The following is a 20,357-nucleotide window of genomic DNA, read 5'->3' as shown; positions in this document are numbered from 1 at the left end:
TGCCGTCGCGGTCCACGAGCGCTCGGCGGTGCGGATCCGCAGGCTGAACCCATGAGCGACGACATCACCGCCATTCACCACACCGGCATCCTCACCCGCGACCTGGACGGCCTCGAACGCGTCTACCGAGCCTTGGGTTTCACCCTCAGCCCGCGATCACGGCACCTGCTGAGCGCCCAGCCGGGCGAGGCGCCGCGGGCGGGATGCACGGCGAATCTGTGCGCCTTGTTCGGCGGGTCCTATATCGAATTGCTCGGCATCGTCGACGAATCCGCGCCGGACCCCTGGCACACCAAGGCGATGGCGGATCAGTACGAAGGCTTCCGCATCCTGAATCTCGACACCGACGACGCGGCCGCCACGCACGCGCGCCTCGCGGCGCTCGGCATGCGAACCTCCGGCGTGCTCGACCTCGAGCGCGGCGTCGACACCGTCGAGGGAGCGCGCACGGTCCGGGCTCGCGCCGTCCACCTCGACCCGCGCACCACGCCCGAGGGCTACCTCGGCCTCGCCCAACACCTCACCCGCGAGTACGTGCACCAGCCGCGATACCTGTCGCATCCGAACGGCGCGCGCGGCATCGCAGCGGTGCTGATCGTGGCCGACGGCGACGAATTCGACGGTATCGCAAGGCGATACGCCGACCTGCTCGGCGCAGGCTGGAGCGACGAGGGGCCCGCTCGCGATCCTCGAACACAAGGACGTGCGCTTGGAGCTGGTGCGCGCAGCCGACGCCCCCGACCTGCTGCCCGGCGAATCCGCCCCGGCCCCTTCCTATCTGGCCGCGATGACGATCCGCGTCGAGGACGTAGCCGCGGCGCGCGAGCTTGTGGAGCGCGGCGGCATCCCCACCCGCACCACCGCGGGCGGATTCTTCGTGTCCGGCCGCGACGCCTACGGAGCCGGTCTGTTCTTCACCGCGCGGTGAGGGCGGGTGCCGCGCGCTTGGCGTATCGGGTGACCGGGGCGGTGTCCAGCCGTTCCACGCCCGGCAGCGCGCCCACCCGCTCGACGACGTAGTCGAACACCGCGTCCGCGTCGCGGCAGATCGCCACGGCGATGAGGTTGTGTGGTCCGGTGGTCGCGCCCGCGAACGCGATCTCCGGATCCTCGGTCAGCGCCGCGCCGACCGCGGCGAGATGCCGTGGTGTCACCGTCAGCCACAGTACGCACTGGAACGCGTAGCCGAGCAGCGCGGCGTCCACCTCGACGTCGAACCGGAGCACGCGCGCCCGACGCAATTCGTCCAGCCTGCGCCGCACCGCGGATTCCGACCAGCCGAGCGCACCGGCCAGACCCGGATAGCTCGCCCGCCCGTCGGCGGCCAATCGCGGCAGCATGCGTCGATCCAGGTCGGTCAACGCGATCGGCCCGCCGCGAACCGGCAGGTCGGCGCGGAGTGCGGAGATCTGATCGGCATCCAGCGCGGACGTGCGGCCGTGCCAGCGCCTGCGCGTGAGATGACGGATCAGCCGCTGCGCGTCGACGCCGAGGACATCGGAATGCCTGGCCAGCGCGGGCAGCGGCGCGGGTTCGGCGGCCGCGGTGCGGAAGACGCAGACGATCTCGGCGCCGCTGGACAGCACCGTCACCCACGCGGTGTCCGGTCGCGCGGCAAGCGCGTGCGCGAGCTCGTCGGCGCGGTGCGGCCGAACCCGCAGGCGCACAACCCATTCCGCCGTTCCGGTGCGTCCGCTGTCGGCGACGCCGGTCACCCGGACCGCACCGGTGGCGGCCAGCCGCGCGAATCGCCGCGCGACCGTCCTATCGGAGACGGCGAGGACCTCCGCGATCCTGCTGAACGGCGCCCTTCCATCCACTTGGAGTGCGTGCAGCAGTCCGAGGTCGACCGCGTCGAGCGCGTCCGTCTTCACGGGGCAAGAATAGGACCGCGCGGCGGGTCTTCGTCGGGTGTGAGGCGAACGGCGACGGCCCGCCACACGAAAATACGTGCGGCCCCGGCGAATACGCGTCCGGAGCGTGGGGAACCGCACAGTCGCCTCGATTGACGCGGCCCGAGACGCGGGTTACTAATGGACGGTGGCGCGTGTCGCGCCACACAGCAGCCTGACGAGCGAAGCGGGGTGAGCGGCGGATGCCGGATGTCACTATCGGAACGCCGATCGAGAGCGCGAGATGACCAGCTCGCTCGGCACGCCCACCGACCGCTTCGACACCGAAGTGCTCGGTCTGCACTGGATCCCGCTGTCGGCGTCCGACGAGGACACCGCGGCCGTGTTGCGTGAACGCCTCGGCATCGACTTCGCCCGTAGTCTCGAACGGATCTGGGAGGCGGGCGATTTCGTCTATCTTCCGGTGGCGGCGACCTACCTGCGCGGCGACGCGGTGCGGCGCGAGACGATCGTCTTCGCGCTCGGCGGCGATTTCGTGGTCACCTCCCAATCCGCCGAACCGTTCGCGCCGTTCGACCGCGCCGTCGCCGAGATGGGCCGCCGACCCGTCCTCGCCGGTTCCCCGCACGGCGTGCTCTACGCCCTGCTGCGCTCGCTGAACGAGTCCGCCGAGAGCGTGCTCGGCCGCGCGCGGTCGGGACTGGACGGGCTCGCTCGCGAGCTGGACACCGCCGTCGACGGCGGCGTCCGCGAGGCCGCCGACCTGCGCGCCGCGGTCGCCGACCTGGATGCCGCCGAGAACGCCGTCACCCTGGTCAGGGAGACCCAGCGCGATCTCGCACGCGCGACCCGCCGCCTGCTCGCCGAGCACGGCGACCGCGCGGAGGAGCTGAGCGGCGCGATCGGCCACCTGCTCGCCGACATCGAGGACGTGCGCCAGCGCGCCGTCGCCGAACACGACCGGGCCCGCTACCTCCAGCACTCGCTGCTCATCCGCCTCGAGTTGCGGCAAGCCCGAACCGTCAAGATCCTCGCCCTGTCCGCCGCGCTCCTTTCCGTCGCCCTGCTCGCGCTCTGCTACCTCGTTGCCCTCGCCTGACCGGGTCGCCGACACTCGCCCCGAAAAACCCACTCTCGCAGCCGAATCGAAAACGTGATCCGGCCATGGCCGACGCGCCTCCGGGTAGTATTCGACAGACCCGCGGGTGGGAAGAACGGAGCGGGCCGTGTGTGGAATCAGTGGCCACCTGGCCAGATCGGGCTCCTCGTCGCGCGCCGACCTCGTCGAGACGACGACAGGCGCGCTGCGCCATCGCGGACCCGATGCCACGGCGATGTATGCCGACGGCCCGGTGACTCTCGGCTGCACCCGGCTGGCGATCATCGATCCCGGCGGCTCCGCGCAGCCGCTGCGCAGCGCCGACGGCGAGCTGGTCCTGATCGCGAACGGGGAGATCTACAACTTCGCCGAGCTGCGCGACGGCCTGCGGCGGCGCGGTCATGTCTTCACCACCGACGGTGATTGCGAAGTCATCCTGCACCTCTACGAGGAGCACGGCGACCGCGCCGTCGATCACCTGCGCGGCATGTTCGCCTTCGCCCTGTGGGATGGACGGATCGGTCGGCTCACCCTGGCCCGCGACCGGATGGGGGAGAAGCCGCTCTATTACACGGAACGGCCGGACGGACTGTTGTTCGCCTCCGAGGCGAAGGCGCTGACGGCCGCGGGCGTGCCGGTCGAACTCGATCACGGAAGCGTCGCCGACTACTTCCGCCTCGAGTACGTGCCGGAGCCGCGGAGCATGCTGCGCGACGTACGGAAAGTCCCGGCCGGACACGTCGTCACCGTGGACACCCGTCCCTGGCGGGTGCGGTCGCGCGCCTACTGGCGGCTCGAGGACGCGGAGCCGATCGAGGGGTCGAGCGCCGATACCCTCGGCGCGATCCTGGCCGAGCTCGCTCCGCTGGTCACCAGAACGGATCAGCCGCTGGGCATATCGCTCAGCGGCGGCCTGGATTCGAGCGTCGCGGCCGCGCTCGCGGCCAAGTTCTGCGCCGCACCGGTGCGGGCGTTCTCGGTGGGTTACGCGGGACGACCGGCGAACGACGAGCGACACCACGCCAGGGAGTTGGCCGCCGCGCTCGGCATGCCGTTCCACGAGATCGAGATCGGCGCCGCGCGGGCGACCGCCGATCTGCCGCTCGTCGTCGCGGCGCTGGACGATCCGATCGCCGATTTCGCGGGCGTCTGTTACCACGCGGTGATGCGCGCGGCGGCCGAGGCGGGCGTGCGGGTGATGGTGCAGGGTCAAGGCGCAGACGAGCTGTTCTGGGGTTACGGGTGGGTGCGCGAAGCCGTCGCGCGCAGCGAGGCGTACGGGAATCTGGTGTTCTACGAACTCGATCCGGATTTCCGGGAGGCCGAGCGGGTGGCGCCGCGGTACTTCGGCGAAGCGATGCGCGACGCGGCGCCAACCGGTTTCGCGCTGTCCGGCGACCGCACCGACATCGATCTGACCCGGCTGATCGTCGGAACCTATTTGCGGGAGAACGGAATCGCCCAGTGCGACCGGCTCAGCATGGCCAACTCCGTCGAGTTGCGCCTGCCCTTCGTTGACCACCGCTTGGTGGAGGCGGTCGTCGGCCTGCGCAGAACTCGACCGGACCATCGGGACCCGCCGAAGCACCGGCTCAGGGAGGTGGCGCACGCGTACTTGCCCGCGCATGTCGCCGACCGACCCAAGCGCGGTTTCTCGCCGCCGCTGCGCGAGTGGCACGCCGCGTACCTGCGAAGCTACGGCGACCTGCTGCCCGGCGGCGAGTTGGTGCGCCGCGGCATCCTGACCGAAGCGGCGGCCCGCCGACTGTCGGTCGCCGACTTCCCACCCGGCGCGGGCTCCCCGTTCTCGTTCAAGGCCTTGATGCTCGAAATGTGGTGTCGGCACAACGTCGCTCGCGCGAGGAGATGATCGATGCAGGTGGCAGTGGTCGGCATGGGCTACGTCGGGCTGACGGCGGCGCTCGGACTGGCGGAGTCGGGACACGACGTCCTCGGCATCGATCACGACGAGAGCCGCGTCGCCCTGTTGCGCGACCGGCGCTGCCCGTTCCACGAGCCGGACGTCGCCGAAGCCCTGCTCACCACGACGGCGACATTCCGGCAAGTGCTGGACGTTCCGGTGCGAGCCGTGATCATCGCGGTCTCCGCGCCGCTGGACCACAGCGGCGCGATCGATCTGCGCCACGTGGAGGCCGTGCTCGCGGAAACGCTGGCGGCCAGGACGCTTCCTGACCTCGTCGTCGTGAAGAGCACGATCCCGCCGGGAACCAGCGAGCGATGGGTGACGCGGTTTCCCGCGCTGCGCCCCCGCTACGCGCACAATCCCGAATTCCTGAACCAGGGTCGCGCCCTCGCCGATTGGCACGCACCCGACCGCATCGTGCTCGGCCTGTGGAACCGGGAACTGCTGCCCCTGCTCGGAGCGCTGTACCACGACAAGACGGCGCCGCGGCTGGTCGTCGGCCCGACCGAGGCCGAAGCGGTGAAGTACGCCAGCAACGCCTTCCTCGCGACGAAGATCAGCTTCGCCAACGAGATCGCCAACTTCTGCGACGACCACGGCATCGACGTGGACGCGGTGATCGACGGCGTATCGCTGGATCCGCGCATGGGACAAGGGTTTTGGCGTCCTGGCGTCGGCTACGGGGATTCCTGCCTCGCCAAGGACACCACCGCGCTGACCCGTTTCGCCCGGCGTTCCGGCCGGCCCATGACGCTGCTCGAATCGGTCGCCGAGGTCAACGACCGACAGCTGCGGTTGCCGGTCGAGATCGTCGCACGCGAGACGGCGGCGGCCGCGTCGCCGCCGGAGGTCGCCGTCCTCGGACTGCTCTACGAACCCGGCAGTGACGATATGCGCGAAGCGCCGAGCCGGACCGTGGTACCCGCGCTTGCGGCCGTCGCGGCGGACGTCCGGGTCTGGGATCCGATCTTGAGCGCGGCGGCTTTCGCCGAGCTGTTCCCCGGAGTCCGGCGGACCATCGGCCTCAAGGAAGCGGTGCTGGACGCCGCCGTCGTCATCGTGCTGACCGAGTTCCCTGAGGTTCTCGCCCTCGACTGGACCGCGGTGGCGCAGCTGGCGCGGCCGGATTGTCTTGTCGTCGACGCCAAGAACGCCCTCGACCCGTCCGTGGTCGCGGCGGCGGGACTGCGCTACCGCGGGGTCGGCCGGGCCGGTGGTCAAGGGGCGCGGGAACACGGCGTCGACGCGAAGTAGAAGGGATATCGCCATGGGGATTCTGGTCCGACCGCGTTCCGAGGGCGGCGGCTACGGCGGCTGGCGACGCGAGGTCGACGACATCGTTCTCTCGGCCGACGGTGCGGAATACACCGTGCACGAGACCGACGACGCGGTGTGCGTTCTCGACGGGTGGCTCTGCTCGGGCGGCGGCGCGACCGAGCTGCTCGCGCTGTATCGCGAGCGCGGCATGTCGGCCGTGGCCGCGCAGGACGGACAGTACGTCGCCGTCGTGCACGATCGTTCGCGCGGCGAGACACACCTGGTGGCCGACCCCGGCGGATTCGGGAACGCGTGCTACCGCGCCTCGGGTTTCGGGTACGGCTCGCGCCCCTACGACCTGGGGACCGCAACGTTGTCCAGCGAAGGCTTGGCGCTCTATCTGACGTTCCAATACGTCCCCGTTCCCTACTCGATCTTCGAAGGAGTGCGGCGGGTGCCACCGGGCGCGGTGGTCACCAGGCGCGCAACCGGCTGCCAGGTGCGGCAACAGACCTCGTTTCCCAGCCCGGCCGATCCGTCGACCGAGGGCGCTGCCGCGCCCGAGGAGTTGGCGGCCAGGGTGCTCGACCTGCTCACCGAGTCGCTGGCCCGCCACGCCGCGCCGCACGAGCGGCTGGGCATGATGCTCAGCGGCGGTATCGACACCAGCACGAACGCCACCGTGCTCGCGACCAGGCTTGGCTGTCGGCCGCGAGCTTTCACGGCCTCGTTCCGCGAGGCGGGATACGACGAATCCGAATACGCCGCGCTCGTGGCCGAGCGGTTCGGCTTCGAGCACGTAGTGGTGCCGGTCGGGCCCGAGACCGTCGAACGCCTGCCGGATCTGGTGCGCGGCTTCGACAGCCCGAACGCCGACCAGGCGATCGTCGCCACGCAGGTGATCGCCGAACGGGCCGCGCAGCTGTCGTGCACGCACATCGTCACCGGCGAAGGCGGCGACGAAGTGATGGGGTTCCCGATGTCGCCGAACGACGACATCCACCTCGTCGACCTGCCCCAGGACTCGCGGGAATTGGCGCGGTTCTACCTTGGCCAAATCGCACTGGGCAGCGCGGAGGACCGTGCGCTCGTGCACCGGACGCTTGGCGTGCCGGAAGAACTCGCCGTCGACATCCTGGGGGAACTGTACGAGGAACACCGTGCGCATTCCGCGCTGGACCGATTGCTGTTCGGCCAGTGGCGGACCTGGTTGACCGAGGGGGTGTACCGCAAGGACCATCACGTCTTCCGCGCCGCCGGACCGACCGGTGTGCTGCCGTTCGCGGATCCGCGCGTCATGCGCTTCGTCGCGGAAATGCCCGCGGGCCAGCGGTATCGGGCCCTCGATGGCAAGGCCATGCTGCGCGCCGGTATCGCGCCGCATCTGCCCGACCGGATATTGAAGCGCAAGAAGCACAAATTCTGGATCCCGTTCGCCGAATGGTTCCGCGGCCCGCTGCGCGATCACCTGCACGACAGCTTGCTCTCCAGTCCGGTGGCGACCGACCTCTTGGACCCGAAACTCGTTCGCACACTTGTCGACTCGCACGAGCGCGGAATAGCGGACAAGAGCGGAATCCTCTGGGCGCTGTGCTTTCTCGACGCGTGGCTGTCCGCACTTCCGCGGCGACCGCATGGCGCACCCTAGTGGATGCCGCTGCGGCGCGGACCACTTCGGTGCGAGTCCGTGAATCCGAGGACACCGCGGGACGGGAACTGGCACCATCCGAATGGCGGCCCTTGGAGACAGGATTCGACGCTCGATGATTACGTGGCTACTCAGCATCGTGTCGGGATTGATCGTCGCGATCACAACGTTCGGGGTGACGAGGTTCTACGATGCGACGCGGCTACGGCGCAAATCGGGACACCTGAACGTCCTGGCCGAGGGGCAGGACATTCAGATAGTGATCCCCGATTTCCACGCGGGCTGGCTGTCGATCTACGGCACCGAGGAGAAGGCGGAGATGCCGCCGAACGTCCGGGTGATGCCGATGGCGGAGGGCGGCGCCATCGCCGAGGCGGTCCTTGCCTGGCGCGGACTCGGCAAGCGCAACCGGATCAGTATCAGCACCCAGGACGCCTACCAGGACACCCACGGCCTGACGATTCTCATCGGCGGGCCGAGCGTCAACCGGTTGACCGGAAACCTGCTCAGGCGTTGCTTCCCGAAATTCCAGATCAAGTATCCCGAGCACGTGGCGTCCTACGGCTCGATCAGTTACGACGTGACCACGGACGAGAACGGCTCACTGCTCGAGGACTACGGATTCATCGCGGTCAGTCGAACGCCGACCGGCAAACGGTGCGTGGCGCTGTTCGGCGTGTGGGCTTTCGGCACGCTGATCGCCACCCTCGCGCTGCTGGAGCGGGTGGTGAAGGGAAACGACATCTGGAATTCGATCCGCGACAAGAAGGACTTCTTGGTCGTCGTGCACTGCGAATTGAATGGCCTCGAATACAGCAATATTCGAATCATCGGATACGAGGAGGTATAGCGGCGTTCGTCGCCATACCTCTCTCGCGTATTCAGAAGACGAGAATATCTTTCGCGCCGACCCGCGTGTGCGGAACGAATGCCTCGCGAAAACGGTCGAAGGGAATTCGGGTCGTTGTTCCGCCGATGACTCCGGGCCACGCGGCGTCGACCTCGCGCAGGAGTTCGATCGCGTGCTCGAAATGCACCCGCGAGGAATTGACGACGCCGAAGAGCACCTGGTTGCGCTTGACCATGGTGCCCAGCAGCGCGGCGCCGTCCACCGTGGCCTGCTGGCCGCTCGGCAGACCGACGACGCAGCACGACGCGTTCTCCGCGCCGTGCGTCGCCAGCAGTTGCGGCAGGAACGCCACGCCCGCCGCGTCGATGACGACGCGGTGCGCCGCGATCGCTTGCTCGGTCACCATGTCGCCGGGAACCAACTGGTGGGATTGGTATTCGGCGCCGAAGGAGGCGGCCGCCTGGGCGGCGAGGGAACCCGGCGGGGCCGGATCCACGACGGTGACCTTGTGACCTGCCAAGCGCAGAAACGCGGTGGTGAGCAGGCCGATGATGCCGCAGCCGATCACCAAGGCGTTGCCGGACGGATCCGATGTCCCCAATCGCTCGTCCATCTGCCGCAGCGTGTCCAGCGCCTTGACCACGATGGAAGCGGGTTCCACCAGAACGCCGAGGTGGATGAGTTCTTCCGGAACGGGAACCAGCTTGTCCACGGGTGCGCGCCAGTATTCCGCCATGAAACCGTCGAGTTCGCGAATCCCGCGCTCTTTCCACGAGCCGTTGCTACACAGGTCCGGCCTGCCGCGGCGGCATTGGCCGCAGGGCACCGGGTCCGGATCACGGACGACGCAGGTGACCAACTGACCGGTTCCCACCTCGGGCGTCGAACTGTGCACCACCCGCCCGAGCACCTCGTGTCCCAAGATCATTTCGCCTGCGGCCGCCGGAAGTATTCCCTCGGTTCCCGCCACGATTTGGATGTCGGTCCCGCAGACACCCACCTCCAGGGTGCGGACAAGCGGACCCCGTGGGTCGACGGCATCCAGTGTTCTGATCACCTGGCGCGGTACGCCCGTGCGATCGGGCGGTACGACGAGGCAACGCGCGCGTATTATCCGATCCTCGGACGATCCAGCGTAGTCCACTTCGCATTACTCCTTGTTCGGAATCGTTGGTGAAGCAGATGATCGAGGCGTGCGGCATTCGGCCGGATGGGCACATTCCGCCACACGGGGAGTTTAACGGACCCGATCGACGCCGGATCGATGATCGCGATTCGGTGCTGCCCCGTGCTGGAGGTACCCGGCGGTCGTCGATCGGAACGCGGTAACGCCCGGAATTCACTTCGGTTTCGCGGACGAAAACTGACCGCGCGCCACCTTTCGCGGGCTATTTCATAGTGTGTTCCATCGGGTCGTGGCACGGCGAACGGGCGGATCGGGAAATCTCTTGGGCGACTGAGCACTTCGGTCGCGGCGCGCGTTGCCCGCGAAGACGGTGCGCGCCGCGTTCGGCGGGGGCATCCTGGGAGTGGCTGTTGCCGACAGCGAGAGGGTGGTCGATGTGGACGATGCGATGGACGCGTACTCGCGAACGGTGGTGTCGGTGGCCGAATCGGTCACGCCGCACGTGGCGAGCGTGCGGACGCGGCGGGGGACCGGTTCGGCGGTCGTGTTCACCGACGACGGATCCCTGCTGACCAACGCGCACGTCATCGGCGCGGCGTCACACGGGGAGGTGGTGTTCGCCGACGGCGTGGAGTCCCGGTTCGACGTGGTCGGCGTCGACCCGCTCTCCGATCTCGCCGTGCTGCGCGCCCGCGGCGGCGGCCCTGGCGCGGCGGTGCTCGGCGACGCGGACAAGCTCGTCGTCGGGCAGCTCGTGGTCGCGGTGGGCAGCCCGCTCGGTTTGGCGGGCTCGGTGACCGCGGGCGTGGTGAGCGCGCTCGGCCGCGCGGTGCCGGTCGCCTCGCGCCGCGCGGGCCGGGTGATCGAGGACGTCATCCAGACCGATGCGGCGTTGAATCCCGGCAATTCCGGTGGGGCGCTGGCCGATTCGGCGGGACGGGTGGTGGGCATCAACACCGCCGTCGCGGGAATCGGCCTGGGACTGGCCATTCCGATCAACGCCACCACCCGCCGCATCATCGCCACCCTGCGCGCCGAGGGTCGGGTCCGCCGCGCCTACCTCGGGCTGGTCGGCGTCCCGGCGCCGCTGCCGTCCGACGTGGCCGAGCGGACCGGTCAGCGGGCAGGTGTGCGCATCGTCGAGGTGGTGCGCGGCGCACCCGCCGAGGCCGCCGGATTGCGCAGGGGCGATTTGGTGCTCAGCGTCGCGCGCGCCGAAGTCCGCGACGCCCAGGGCATCCAGCGTCAGCTGTTCGCCGACGCCATCGGCAAGCCCGTTCCGGTCACTGTGCTGCGCAACGGTGCGATGGTCGACGTGATCGCCCTGCCGAGCGAGTTGACCGTCGACTGACGGTCGTCGCGCCCGGTCGCGGCAAGCAATCCCGACCCGAAGGCGGAACTCGCTGCCGACCGGGTCAGTCGCGGGCGGCGAGCGCCTCGACGAGCGGTTCTTCGGAGGGCGCGGCCGGGATCTCGGGCCGCCAGCGGGCGTCGACGACGAGCCCGAGCAGGCCGATGGCCAGGCAGACGCCCGAGACCACCAGCATGGCGGGATGGGAGCCGCCGGTCAGCGCGTCGGCGAGGACGACGGTGGCGATGGTGCCCGGCGCGGAACCGACGAAGGTGGCGGCGAGGTACGGCCAGAAGCGAATCGAGGACAGCCCGCAGCAGTAGTTGACCACCGAGAACGGCGCGAAGGAGATCAGCCGCAGCGAACCGACGGCCAGCCAGCCCCGCCGCTCCAGCCGATCGTCGATGGCGCGCACGGCGGGATGGGTGAGCCGAGACGCCACCCTGTTGCGGTCCAGGGTGCGCACCAGGACGAGCGCCATCCCCGCGGCGACGACGGTGGCCGAGAGCGCCACCGCGGTGCCGAGCAATGCTCCGAAAAGCACACCGCAGCTGACGGTCAGCACCGTGCGCGGCAGCGGAGCCACTGCGAGAATCGAGTAGACCCCGAAGAACAGCAGCGGGAACCACGGGCCGACCGAGTCCGCCCACTGCTGGATCTGCGTCGGACCGGGTAGCGGGACGAGCAGCGCCGCGAAGAACAGCGCACCCACACCGACGAGGAGGGCGAGGATACGCGGGTTACGGAGCAGCCTGGTCATCCGCGACAGGTTACCGGTTGGTAGTGGCGGCCAGGGTCAACCGACGGTTTCGCTGCCGCTAGCATCGAGGGAAACGGGATGAATGCTCGTTAACCGAAGTGCTCGCTGAGCTGGGCGAATGCGACGGTTCGGGCGCACGCCTCGGGTGCGCCCAGTGGTCGAGTGGAAGAGGAAGAGCAGCTATGCCGATTGCTTCAGATCCGCCTCCGGGCGCCGGGCTCGCGGAGCGTCCCGAGGACACGGATCCGGTTCCCCAGTACGGCGCCTGGCGTAAGGGTGTCGCCGGTGTGCTCTCGAAGGCGCGCAGGGTCGACATCGCCGAGTTGCCGGACGAGCCGGAGCAGCTGCTCGCGCAGACCACCTACGACGGGCTCACCGTCGCCCCGCTCTACACCCGCCGCGACGAGCGGCCCGAGCTGCCGCTGCCCGGCGCCTTCCCCTTCGTGCGGGGCCGTGATGCCGCGCGCGACGTGCACCGCGGCTGGTATGTCAGCGCCTTCGTCGGTCCCGGCGACGGCGCCGCGGCCAAGCGCGAGATCCTGGCCGGACTGGAGAACGGCATCAGCGCGGTCTGGCTCGGCGTCGGCGAGCGGGGTGTTCCGCTGGCCGAGCTGCCCGCGGCGCTGGACGGCCTGCTCTTCGAGCTGGCACCGCTGACCCTCGACGCCGGCGCGCAGGTGTCGTCCGCCGCCGCAGCGCTTTTCACGGTGCTCGACGGCTACCAGGCGCCGCAGCGCGCCGATATTCGGCTTTCCCTCGGCGCGGCTCCGCTCACCAGCCGCTTCGCGGGCGTCGCGGACGCGGAGCTGTCGGAGACCGTCGCGCTGGCCGCCCAGTCCGTCGCCCGTGCGGAGACAGTGCGCGCGATCACCGTGGACGGCACCGTCTTCCACGACGCGGGCGCCTCGGACGCGCAGGAGCTCGGCGCGGCGGTGGCCGCGGGCCTGGAGTACCTGCGCGCGCTGACCGAGGGCCACGACATCGCGGACGCGCTCGGCCAGCTGGAATTCCGGTTCGCCGCCACCGACGACCAGTTCGCGACGATCGCGAAATTCCGTGCCGCGCGCAAGCTCTGGGCTCGCGTCGCGCACGCCTGCGGCGCCCCGGACTTCGGCGGCGCACCGCAGCACGCGGTCACCTCCGCGGCCATGATGAGCCAGCGCGACCCCTGGGTGAACATGCTGCGCACCACGCTCGCCGCCTTCGGTGCGGGCGTCGGCGGTGCGGACACCGTCACCGTGCTTCCGTTCGACTCGGCGCTGCCCGCCGGTGAGCTGGGCGTCTCGAAGTCGTTCGCGGATCGCATGGCCCGCAACACCCAGCTGCTGCTGCTGGAGGAGTCGCACCTCGGCCACGTCCAGGATCCGGGCGCCGGCTCCTGGTACGTCGAGGACCTGACCGCCGAATTGGCCGCCAAGGCTTGGGCTTTCATGCAGGAGCTGGAGGCCGAGGGCGGCTACCTCGCCGCGTTGGACTCGGGTCTGCTCGCCGAACGCATCGCCGCCACCAAGGCCGCCCGCGATTCCGATGTCGCGCACCGCAAGACCGCGGTGACGGGTGTCAACGAGTTCCCGAACCTGGCCGAGCGACCGCTCTCGGCAGCGGCGCGCACGCCGAGCCGGGTCGCCCGCTACGGCGCGGCCTTCGAGGCGCTGCGCGACCGCTCCGATGTGTATCTGGCGGCCAACGGGTCCCGGCCGAAGGCGCTGCTGGTGCCGCTCGGCACGGTGGCCGAGCACAACGTGCGGGTCACCTTCATCGCGAACCTGCTGGCCTCCGGCGGTATCGAGTCGATCAACCCCGGCCCGCTGGACGTGGCCGGAATAGCTTCCGCCGCACAAGAAGCCGACGTCCGCATCGCGGTGCTGTGTGGTTCGGACGCGCGCTACGGCGCGGAGGCGGGCGCGGCGGTCGAGGCGCTGCGCGCGGCGGGTGTGGAAACGGTGCTGCTGGCGGGTGCGGCGAAGGCCGTCGCCGAACTGAGCGGCACGCAGCGCCCGGACGGATTCCTCGCCGCGAAGATCGACGCGGTGGCGGCGCTGTCCGGCCTGCTGGAGAAGGTGGGAGCCTGATGACTACGCGTGAGATCAAGCACGTGATCGGCAATTTCGCCGAGGTGCCGCTCGACGAGCACGCGCCCGAACCTGCTGCGGTCGACGCCGCCCAGGTCGAGGCGTATGTGGCGGGCGCGGCGGCGGCCAACAACTACACGCCCGAGCAGCTGGTGTGGTCGACCCCCGAGGGCATCGACGTGCCGCCGGTGTTCACCAAGGCCGATCGGGACGCCGTCGCCGCGGAGGGTTATCCGCTCGACAGCGTGCCCGGCGTCGCGCCGTTCGTGCGCGGTCCGTACCCGACCATGTACGTCAACCAGCCGTGGACCATCCGCCAGTACGCGGGCTTCTCCACCGCCGCCGACTCGAACGCCTTCTACCGCCGCAACCTGCAGGCGGGCCAGAAGGGCTTGTCGGTCGCGTTCGACCTGGCGACGCACCGCGGCTACGACTCCGATCACCCGCGCGTGCAGGGCGATGTCGGCATGGCGGGCGTCGCCATCGACTCCATCCTGGACATGCGCCAGCTCTTCGACCACATTCCCCTCGATCAGGTGAGTGTGTCGATGACGATGAACGGCGCGGTGCTGCCGATCCTGGCGCTCTACGTCGTCGCGGCGGAGGAGCAAGGCGTCGCGCCCGAGCAGCTGGCCGGAACCATTCAGAACGACATTCTGAAGGAGTTCATGGTCCGCAACACCTACATCTACCCGCCCAAGCCCTCGATGCGGATCATCTCCGACATCTTCGCCTACACCAGCTCGAAGATGCCGAAGTTCAACTCGATCTCCATCTCCGGCTACCACATCCAGGAGGCCGGAGCCACGGCCGATCTGGAGCTCGCCTACACCCTCGCCGACGGCGTGGAGTACATCCGGGCGGGCATCGACGCGGGCATGGAGGTCGACAAGTTCGCGCCGCGGCTGTCGTTCTTCTGGGCCATCGGCATGAACTTCTTCATGGAGGTCGCCAAACTCCGTGCGGGACGGCTGCTCTGGAGCGAGCTGGTCGCCAAGTTCGAGCCCAAGAGCGCGAAATCGCTGTCCCTGCGCACCCATTCGCAGACCTCGGGCTGGTCGCTGACCGCGCAGGACGCCTACAACAACGTGGCGCGCACCTGCATCGAGGCGATGGCCGCGACCCAGGGCCACACCCAGTCGCTGCACACCAACGCCCTCGACGAGGCGCTGGCGCTGCCGACGGACTTCTCCGCCCGCATCGCCCGCAACACCCAGCTGCTGATCCAGCAGGAGTCCAACACCACCCGGCCCATCGACCCGTGGGGCGGCTCGTACTACGTCGAGTGGCTGACCCATCAGCTGGCCAACCGCGCCCGCGCGCACATCGCCGAGGTGGAGGCGCACGGCGGTATGGCGCAGGCGATTTCGGAGGGCATCCCGAAGCTGCGCATCGAGGAGGCCGCGGCCCGCACCCAGGCGCGCATCGACACCGGCCAGCAGCCGGTGATCGGCGTCAACAAGTACCAGGTGGAGGAGGACCACGAGGTCGAGGTCCTCAAGGTCGAGAACTCGCGGGTCCGCGCCGAGCAGATCGAGAAGCTGCGGCAGCTGCGCGCCGACCGCGACCCCGACGCGGTCGAGCGGGCGCTGAACGAATTGACCCGCGCCGCAGCGTCTTCCGAAGGCGGCATGGAGAACAACCTGCTGGCGCTCGCCATCGATGCCGCGCGCGCCAAGGCCACCGTCGGCGAGATCTCCGACGCGCTGGAGAAGGTGTACGGCCGCCACCAGGCCGAGATCCGCACCCTCTCCGGCGTCTACCGCGACGAGGCAGGGAAGGTCACCAACATCACCACGGCTAGCGAACTCGTCGAGGAATTCGCCGAGGCCGAAGGTCGTCGGCCGCGCATCCTCGTCGCCAAGATGGGTCAGGACGGGCACGACCGAGGACAGAAGGTGATCGCCACCGCCTTCGCCGACCTCGGCTTCGACGTCGACGTGGGCCCGCTGTTCCAGACCCCCGAGGAGGTGGCGCAGCAGGCGGCCGACAACGACGTGCACGTCGTCGGTGTGTCCTCGCTGGCGGCAGGCCACCTCACGCTGGTGCCCGCCCTGCGGCAGGCGCTGGCCGATGTCGGACGACCCGACATCATGGTCATCGTCGGCGGTGTCATCCCGCCCGGTGACTTCGACGAGCTCTACCAGGCAGGCGCCGCCGCGATCTTCCCGCCCGGCACCGTCATCGCCGACGCGGCGATCGATCTGCTGAAGAAGCTCGCGGCCGAACTCGGTCACGAAATCGGCAGCGGCGCTACGGAGTCCGCCGCCGAATGAGTGACGCAGGTTCTCCGGGTGGGGGAGCGGCGCGCCGCACCATCGATGTCGACGCACTCGCCACGGCGGTCCGCAACAACGAGCGGGCCGCCCTGGCGCGGGCCATCACCCTCGTCGAGTCGACAAGGGCCGACCACCGGGCGCTGGCTCAGCAGCTGCTGCTGAAGCTGACGCCGGAGGCGCAGGGTTCGGCGAGTGCGGTGCTGTCGAATCGGGTGGGGATCACCGGCGTTCCCGGCGTCGGCAAGTCGACGTTCATCGACGCGCTCGGGATGTACCTGATCGGCAAGGGGCATCGGGTCGCGGTGCTCGCCGTCGACCCGTCCTCGACCCGCACCGGCGGTTCCATCCTCGGCGACAAGACGCGGATGGCGCGACTCTCGGTGGAGCGCGACGCCTATATCCGACCCTCGCCCACGGCGGGCACGCTCGGCGGCGTGGCCAAGGCGACCCGCGAGACCATCGTGCTGCTGGAAGCGGCGGGTTACGACGTGATCCTGGTGGAGACCGTCGGCGTCGGACAGTCCGAGGTGACGGTCGCCAACATGGTCGACGTGTTCTGCTTCCTGACCCTGGCCCGCACCGGAGATCAGTTGCAGGGCATCAAGAAAGGCGTGCTCGAGCTCGCCGACCTCGTCGCGGTGAACAAAGCCGACGGCAAGCACGAGGTGGAGGCCAAGGCGGCCGCGCGCGAGCTGGCCGGGGCGCTGCGCCTCATCCACCCGCACGACGCGCTGTGGCGGCCGCCGGTGCTCACCATGAGCGGTCTGGAAGGCCTCGGCCTGGACAAGTTCTGGGACACCGTGCTGAAGCACCGGCGGGTGCTCACCGACGCGGGCGAGTTCGACGAGAAGCGCCGCCGCCAGCAGGTCGACTGGACCTGGACCATGGTGCACGACCAGTTGCTGCGCAGGTTGGCCGACAACCCGAATGTGAAAGCCATTCGCGCCCAAGTGGAAAAGCAGGTGCGCGACGGCACGCTGACCGCCGCGCTGGCCGCCGAGGAAATTCTCGACGCCTTCGACACCACCGGCGACTAGTTTCGCTCCGCCCCTCCGGGTGCTTCGGGAGATCAGCTCTCGCGACCGTAGTCGTCGTCCAGCCGGACGATGTCGTCCTCGCCGAAGTAGGTGCCGGTCTGGACCTCGACGAAGACGAGATCCTCGCGCCCCTCGGCGGCGACGCGGTGTGCCGTCTCCACCGGAATGTCGACGCTGTCGCCTGCGCGAACCGGGCGATCCTGGCCGTCGATGGTCACGACACCCTCACCGGCCACCACGAACCAGTGCTCGGCGCGCCGGGAGTGGCGCTGATAGCTCAGCCGGTGGCCCGGCCGGACGGTGATCGTCTTGACCTTGAACGTCGTCTCGTCGGAAAGTACCCGGTAAGCGCCCCACGGGCGTTCGCTGCTCTCCATCACCCTCGCAGTGTATGAGGCCGTCGTCGACGGCAAGGACGGACTGCTCGACGCGGTCGCCGAGCGCCTCCTGGGTTCGATCGAGCTGCCCGCCCGCACCGGTGACCACCGAGCGGATTTGCGCGCGATCGCCGACGCGTGCCGAGACCGCGCCCTACTGCACCCGGAAGCCGCCGCCCTGGTGCTCACCCGGCAACTCGCCTCGTTCGAGGGCCTGGCGCCGATCCAATCCGTCTTGGCGATACTGCGCGCCGCGGGCTGCCACCCCGAGGAAGCCGTCCACATGCTGCGGACCGTGCTCGCCGCGCTCATCGGAACCTTGCTGCGTGAAGTGAACGCGGGCCCGACCTACGGCACCGACGACGCGGCGGGGATCGCCGCGCGCCGGGCCGCACTCGAGCAGTCGGGACTTCCCGCCGTCGCCGAGGCCGCCCCGTACCTCGCGCGGTTCGACAGCCAGGCGGAGTACGACTACGCGATGGATCTCGCGCTCGACGCGGTCCTCGCCCGGATCGCGCGGACGACCCGCTGAGGCGAAACCCGTTGGCGCGCTCCGCTGTTCAGCCGACCCGCGCCGCTTCGCGAGCGAGAATGCGCTCGCGTTGTTCTTCGAAACGGACGACATCGCGGGCGAGTTTGTCGAGGTACTCGCCGAGTTCTTCGCGGCTGCGTTCACCACGTGCGGTGAAGTCCTCGCGCTTGAAGACTTTCCAGACGCGCAGGACCGGCATCACGACCTCGTCCAGGTGCTGGCGCAGATCGTAGATCCCGTGCTTGACCATCAACACACCGTTGCGCCGCCAGTTCGGCATCCCTGCGCCCGGCATGGCGAAGTTCTTCACGACCATCGTCACCGATTCGATGGCCTGGTCCGGATCGATGTCGAACGCGGCACCGGCGACGTTGCGGTAGAACATCATGTGCAAGTTCTCGTCGGCCGCGATGCGCTGCAACATCCGGTCGGCAACGGGGTCGTCGCAGACTTGTCCGGTGGTGCGGTGGCTCACCCGGGTGGCCAACTCCTGGAACGTCACGTACGCGATCTGATCGCACACACCGCCGAAGCCCGGCGGCGTGTGCACACCGCGGGTCAGATGCACCATCCGGTCGTTCTCCAAGGCGACGGGATCGACGGCGCGGGTGCAGACGAGGTAGTCGCGCATGGCGATGGCGTGCCGGTTCTCCTCGGCGGTCCAGCGGCCGATCCAGGTGCCCCACGCGCCGTCGCGCGCGAAGTTCTCGGAGATCACGCGGTGGTAGGAGGGCAGATTGTCTTCGGTGAGCAGGTTCGTGATCATCGCGACCTTGGCGACCTCCGAGAGCCGTGACTGCCCGGGATCCCAATCCTCGCCGCCCATGGCCGCGAAGTTGCGGCCCTCGTCCCACGGGACGTAGTCGTGCGGACACCATTCCTTGGCCGTCGCCAGATGCCGGTCGATATTGGCCGCGACCACCGGTTCGAGTTCCATCAGAAGTTCGAGTTGCGTCAAGTTCCTTGCCATGCAGCGCCTTTCGATTCGGTGGAGAAAAACCACGGAACGTACCGCTGTTCACGCATCACTGACTGTGCGGGCCTCGCCGCGCACCCCACCCTAGACCAGCCCTACGTCGTCGGCGGCGAGGTTCGACTGCCTGGGGATGGCATCGACGCTTCTACCAGGCGTTTGGGGTCGGGTACCAAGTGTCTTTCCGGTGGGATGTCGGCCGGGGCGATTGTGCTGTAACTTACTGCCCGGGAACAGCGTTCGATCGCGGTAGCGAACAGCGCTCTCCGAGTGGTTCATCTCGAGCAGTGGGAGTATTTGCCGTGGCAGGTCGGCATCGACGGGTACAGAACTCCGGCGCGCGCAATGCGGTCCGACCGATGGTCGGCGTTGTGCCGATCGCGCTAGCCGTGGTCTGCGCCGGGACTGCGACCGCCGACCCGACCGGTGCGCCGACCTCGCCGGGAATCACCGAATCCGAGCAGCCGGTGCAACCCGCGGTCGCGCCGGGGACGCCCATCCAGCCCGGTGTCACCACCGAACCGGTCCAACCGGTCGTGCCGCCCGCGCCGGAGCAGCCGTCCCCCGAGCCGGAGACCGATCCCGGACTCGAGTATGCCGACCCGGTCGAGGAGCCCGAGCCGGTTCCGCAGAGCGCGGCGGTCGAGCCGGAAGCGCCGCAGGCGCCCGAGGTCGCGCCCGCGCCCACGCTGAAGGTCGGCTCGTTCAGCACACCGGTTCCGCACGAGGTGCCCGCCGACGTGCTCGCCGGAGTGAACCACGGTGTCGCGGAGTTCGAGGCCCAGGTGGCGGCGGCGTCGCAGGGCTTCGGCGTCGACGCGCGCCGGGCGGGCAACATCGCGGGCGGCGCGCTGGTCGGCGCGGCGATCGCCGGCGTCCCCGCGGCGGTGGTCGGCGGTGTCGGCGGCGGGCTGATCGGCGCCGGTGTCGGATTCGCGGCCTGCGGCGTAGGGACGGCCGCGGGTGGCGCGGTCGGCGCCGCGGTCGGTGCGGCCGCGCTCGGTATCCCCGCCGCCGCGGTCGGTGGGCTCATCGGCGGCGCGGTGGGTTCGCAAATGGCCTGATCGCAGAGCCCGGGCGTTGCGGCCGACGAGGCGGGACTTTTCGGGCGGCGACGTAGGTTGTACGTGGGGCCGATAATGGCTTTCGGGAAGTACGACCTGCTGAGGAGGTTGCGTGACCGACACGCGGAAGGCGATTCTGGCCGGCGGATGCTTCT

17 protein-coding genes and 1 pseudogene are annotated in these 20,357 nt (G+C 69.5%); 13 read left to right on the top strand and 5 right to left on the bottom strand.

Translation table 11 applies throughout. From position 1 onward, the window contains the following. Window positions 1-51 precede the first annotated feature (51 nt). Together CRP45_RS35260 and CRP45_RS34490 are read left to right on the top strand one after the other, a co-directional pair. Window positions 52-588 (top strand): annotated as a pseudogene (locus CRP45_RS35260) (VOC family protein); the annotation flags it as partial. Between the two features lie 121 nt (window positions 589-709). Beyond that, window positions 710-928: a hypothetical protein gene (locus CRP45_RS34490; protein ID WP_245909962.1), complete on the top strand. Its 219-nt coding sequence runs from the start codon at window positions 710-712 to the stop codon at window positions 926-928. On the opposite strand, the gene CRP45_RS07530 is transcribed toward CRP45_RS34490, so the two are convergent. Continuing rightward, window positions 915-1,874: an Lrp/AsnC family transcriptional regulator gene (locus CRP45_RS07530; RefSeq protein WP_097244328.1), complete on the bottom strand. Its 960-nt coding sequence runs from the start codon at window positions 1,872-1,874 to the stop codon at window positions 915-917. The genes CRP45_RS34490 and CRP45_RS07530 overlap by 14 nt on opposite strands. A 262-nt stretch (window positions 1,875-2,136) precedes the next feature. Between CRP45_RS07530 and CRP45_RS07525 the strand changes: the two genes are divergently transcribed. The 5 genes from CRP45_RS07525 to CRP45_RS07505 all read left to right on the top strand — a co-directional run bounded on the left by CRP45_RS07525 (window position 2,137) and on the right by CRP45_RS07505 (window position 8,631). Then, entirely contained in the window at window positions 2,137-2,952 is an 816-nt protein-coding gene (locus CRP45_RS07525; protein WP_097244327.1) for a CorA family divalent cation transporter, read from the top strand. Window positions 2,953-3,079: 127 nt separating this feature from the next. Beyond that, entirely contained in the window at window positions 3,080-4,822 is a 1,743-nt protein-coding gene (gene asnB / locus CRP45_RS07520; RefSeq protein WP_218841094.1) for an asparagine synthase (glutamine-hydrolyzing), read from the top strand. 3 nt (window positions 4,823-4,825) lie between these two features. Then, the gene (locus CRP45_RS07515; protein WP_097244326.1) at window positions 4,826-6,130 is read left to right on the top strand and encodes a nucleotide sugar dehydrogenase; all 1,305 of its coding nucleotides are present in this window, start codon (window positions 4,826-4,828) and stop codon (window positions 6,128-6,130) included. Between the two features lie 13 nt (window positions 6,131-6,143). After that, the gene (locus CRP45_RS07510) at window positions 6,144-7,781 is read left to right on the top strand and encodes an asparagine synthetase B family protein (RefSeq protein WP_097244325.1); all 1,638 of its coding nucleotides are present in this window, start codon (window positions 6,144-6,146) and stop codon (window positions 7,779-7,781) included. 115 nt (window positions 7,782-7,896) lie between these two features. Further along, a complete protein-coding gene (locus tag CRP45_RS07505) occupies window positions 7,897-8,631 on the top strand; it encodes a hypothetical protein (RefSeq protein WP_143861366.1) in 735 nt (244 codons plus the stop codon). A gap of 31 nt (window positions 8,632-8,662) precedes the next feature. On the opposite strand, the gene CRP45_RS07500 is transcribed toward CRP45_RS07505, so the two are convergent. Further along, window positions 8,663-9,775 (bottom strand): alcohol dehydrogenase catalytic domain-containing protein, encoded by a 1,113-nt coding sequence (locus CRP45_RS07500; RefSeq protein ID WP_097244323.1) that lies wholly within the window; start codon window positions 9,773-9,775, stop codon window positions 8,663-8,665. A 430-nt stretch (window positions 9,776-10,205) separates the two neighbouring features. Here CRP45_RS07500 and CRP45_RS07495 point away from each other — a divergent pair, with 430 nt between their 5' ends. Further along, entirely contained in the window at window positions 10,206-11,108 is a 903-nt protein-coding gene (locus tag CRP45_RS07495; protein WP_174554780.1) for a S1C family serine protease, read from the top strand. Between the two features lie 64 nt (window positions 11,109-11,172). On the opposite strand, the gene CRP45_RS07490 is transcribed toward CRP45_RS07495, so the two are convergent. After that, the gene (locus tag CRP45_RS07490) at window positions 11,173-11,868 is read right to left on the bottom strand and encodes a TVP38/TMEM64 family protein (RefSeq protein WP_179830783.1); all 696 of its coding nucleotides are present in this window, start codon (window positions 11,866-11,868) and stop codon (window positions 11,173-11,175) included. 182 nt (window positions 11,869-12,050) lie between these two features. Between CRP45_RS07490 and CRP45_RS07485 the strand changes: the two genes are divergently transcribed. Genes CRP45_RS07485 through meaB form a run of 3 tightly spaced genes read left to right on the top strand, consistent with a single transcriptional unit; the run spans window position 12,051 to window position 17,256 of the window. Next, window positions 12,051-13,940: a methylmalonyl-CoA mutase family protein gene (locus CRP45_RS07485; protein ID WP_097244322.1), complete on the top strand. Its 1,890-nt coding sequence runs from the start codon at window positions 12,051-12,053 to the stop codon at window positions 13,938-13,940. Further along, on the top strand, window positions 13,940-16,216 hold the full coding sequence (scpA, locus tag CRP45_RS07480) for a methylmalonyl-CoA mutase (RefSeq protein WP_097244321.1): 2,277 nt from the start codon (window positions 13,940-13,942) through the stop codon (window positions 16,214-16,216). The genes CRP45_RS07485 and scpA overlap by 1 nt, the downstream gene beginning before the upstream one ends. Beyond that, complete coding sequence (meaB, locus tag CRP45_RS07475; RefSeq protein ID WP_097244320.1) at window positions 16,213-17,256, top strand: methylmalonyl Co-A mutase-associated GTPase MeaB; 1,044 nt, start codon at window positions 16,213-16,215, stop codon at window positions 17,254-17,256. Before scpA ends, meaB begins: the two co-directional genes overlap by 4 nt. A gap of 32 nt (window positions 17,257-17,288) precedes the next feature. On the opposite strand, the gene CRP45_RS07470 is transcribed toward meaB, so the two are convergent. Next, entirely contained in the window at window positions 17,289-17,633 is a 345-nt protein-coding gene (locus tag CRP45_RS07470) for a phosphomannose isomerase type II C-terminal cupin domain (RefSeq protein ID WP_174554781.1), read from the bottom strand. Between the two features lie 10 nt (window positions 17,634-17,643). Between CRP45_RS07470 and CRP45_RS07465 the strand changes: the two genes are divergently transcribed. After that, window positions 17,644-18,165, top strand: a complete 522-nt coding sequence (locus CRP45_RS07465) for a TetR/AcrR family transcriptional regulator C-terminal domain-containing protein (RefSeq protein ID WP_245909961.1) — start codon at window positions 17,644-17,646, stop codon at window positions 18,163-18,165. 28 nt (window positions 18,166-18,193) lie between these two features. Here CRP45_RS07465 and CRP45_RS07460 read toward each other — a convergent pair whose 3' ends face one another. Further along, window positions 18,194-19,135 (bottom strand): acyl-ACP desaturase, encoded by a 942-nt coding sequence (locus CRP45_RS07460; protein WP_097244318.1) that lies wholly within the window; start codon window positions 19,133-19,135, stop codon window positions 18,194-18,196. Between the two features lie 374 nt (window positions 19,136-19,509). Here CRP45_RS07460 and CRP45_RS07455 point away from each other — a divergent pair, with 374 nt between their 5' ends. Further along, the gene (locus CRP45_RS07455) at window positions 19,510-20,202 is read left to right on the top strand and encodes a hypothetical protein (protein ID WP_245909960.1); all 693 of its coding nucleotides are present in this window, start codon (window positions 19,510-19,512) and stop codon (window positions 20,200-20,202) included. The last annotated feature ends 155 nt before the right edge of the window (window positions 20,203-20,357 follow it).

It is taken from the genome of Nocardia amikacinitolerans (assembly GCF_900215415.1).
GTDB classification, from domain to species: Bacteria; Actinomycetota; Actinomycetes; order Mycobacteriales; family Mycobacteriaceae; genus Nocardia; species Nocardia amikacinitolerans.
The sequence above is the reverse complement of the archived record's forward strand: the minus strand, read 5'-3'. Positions and strand labels throughout refer to the sequence as shown.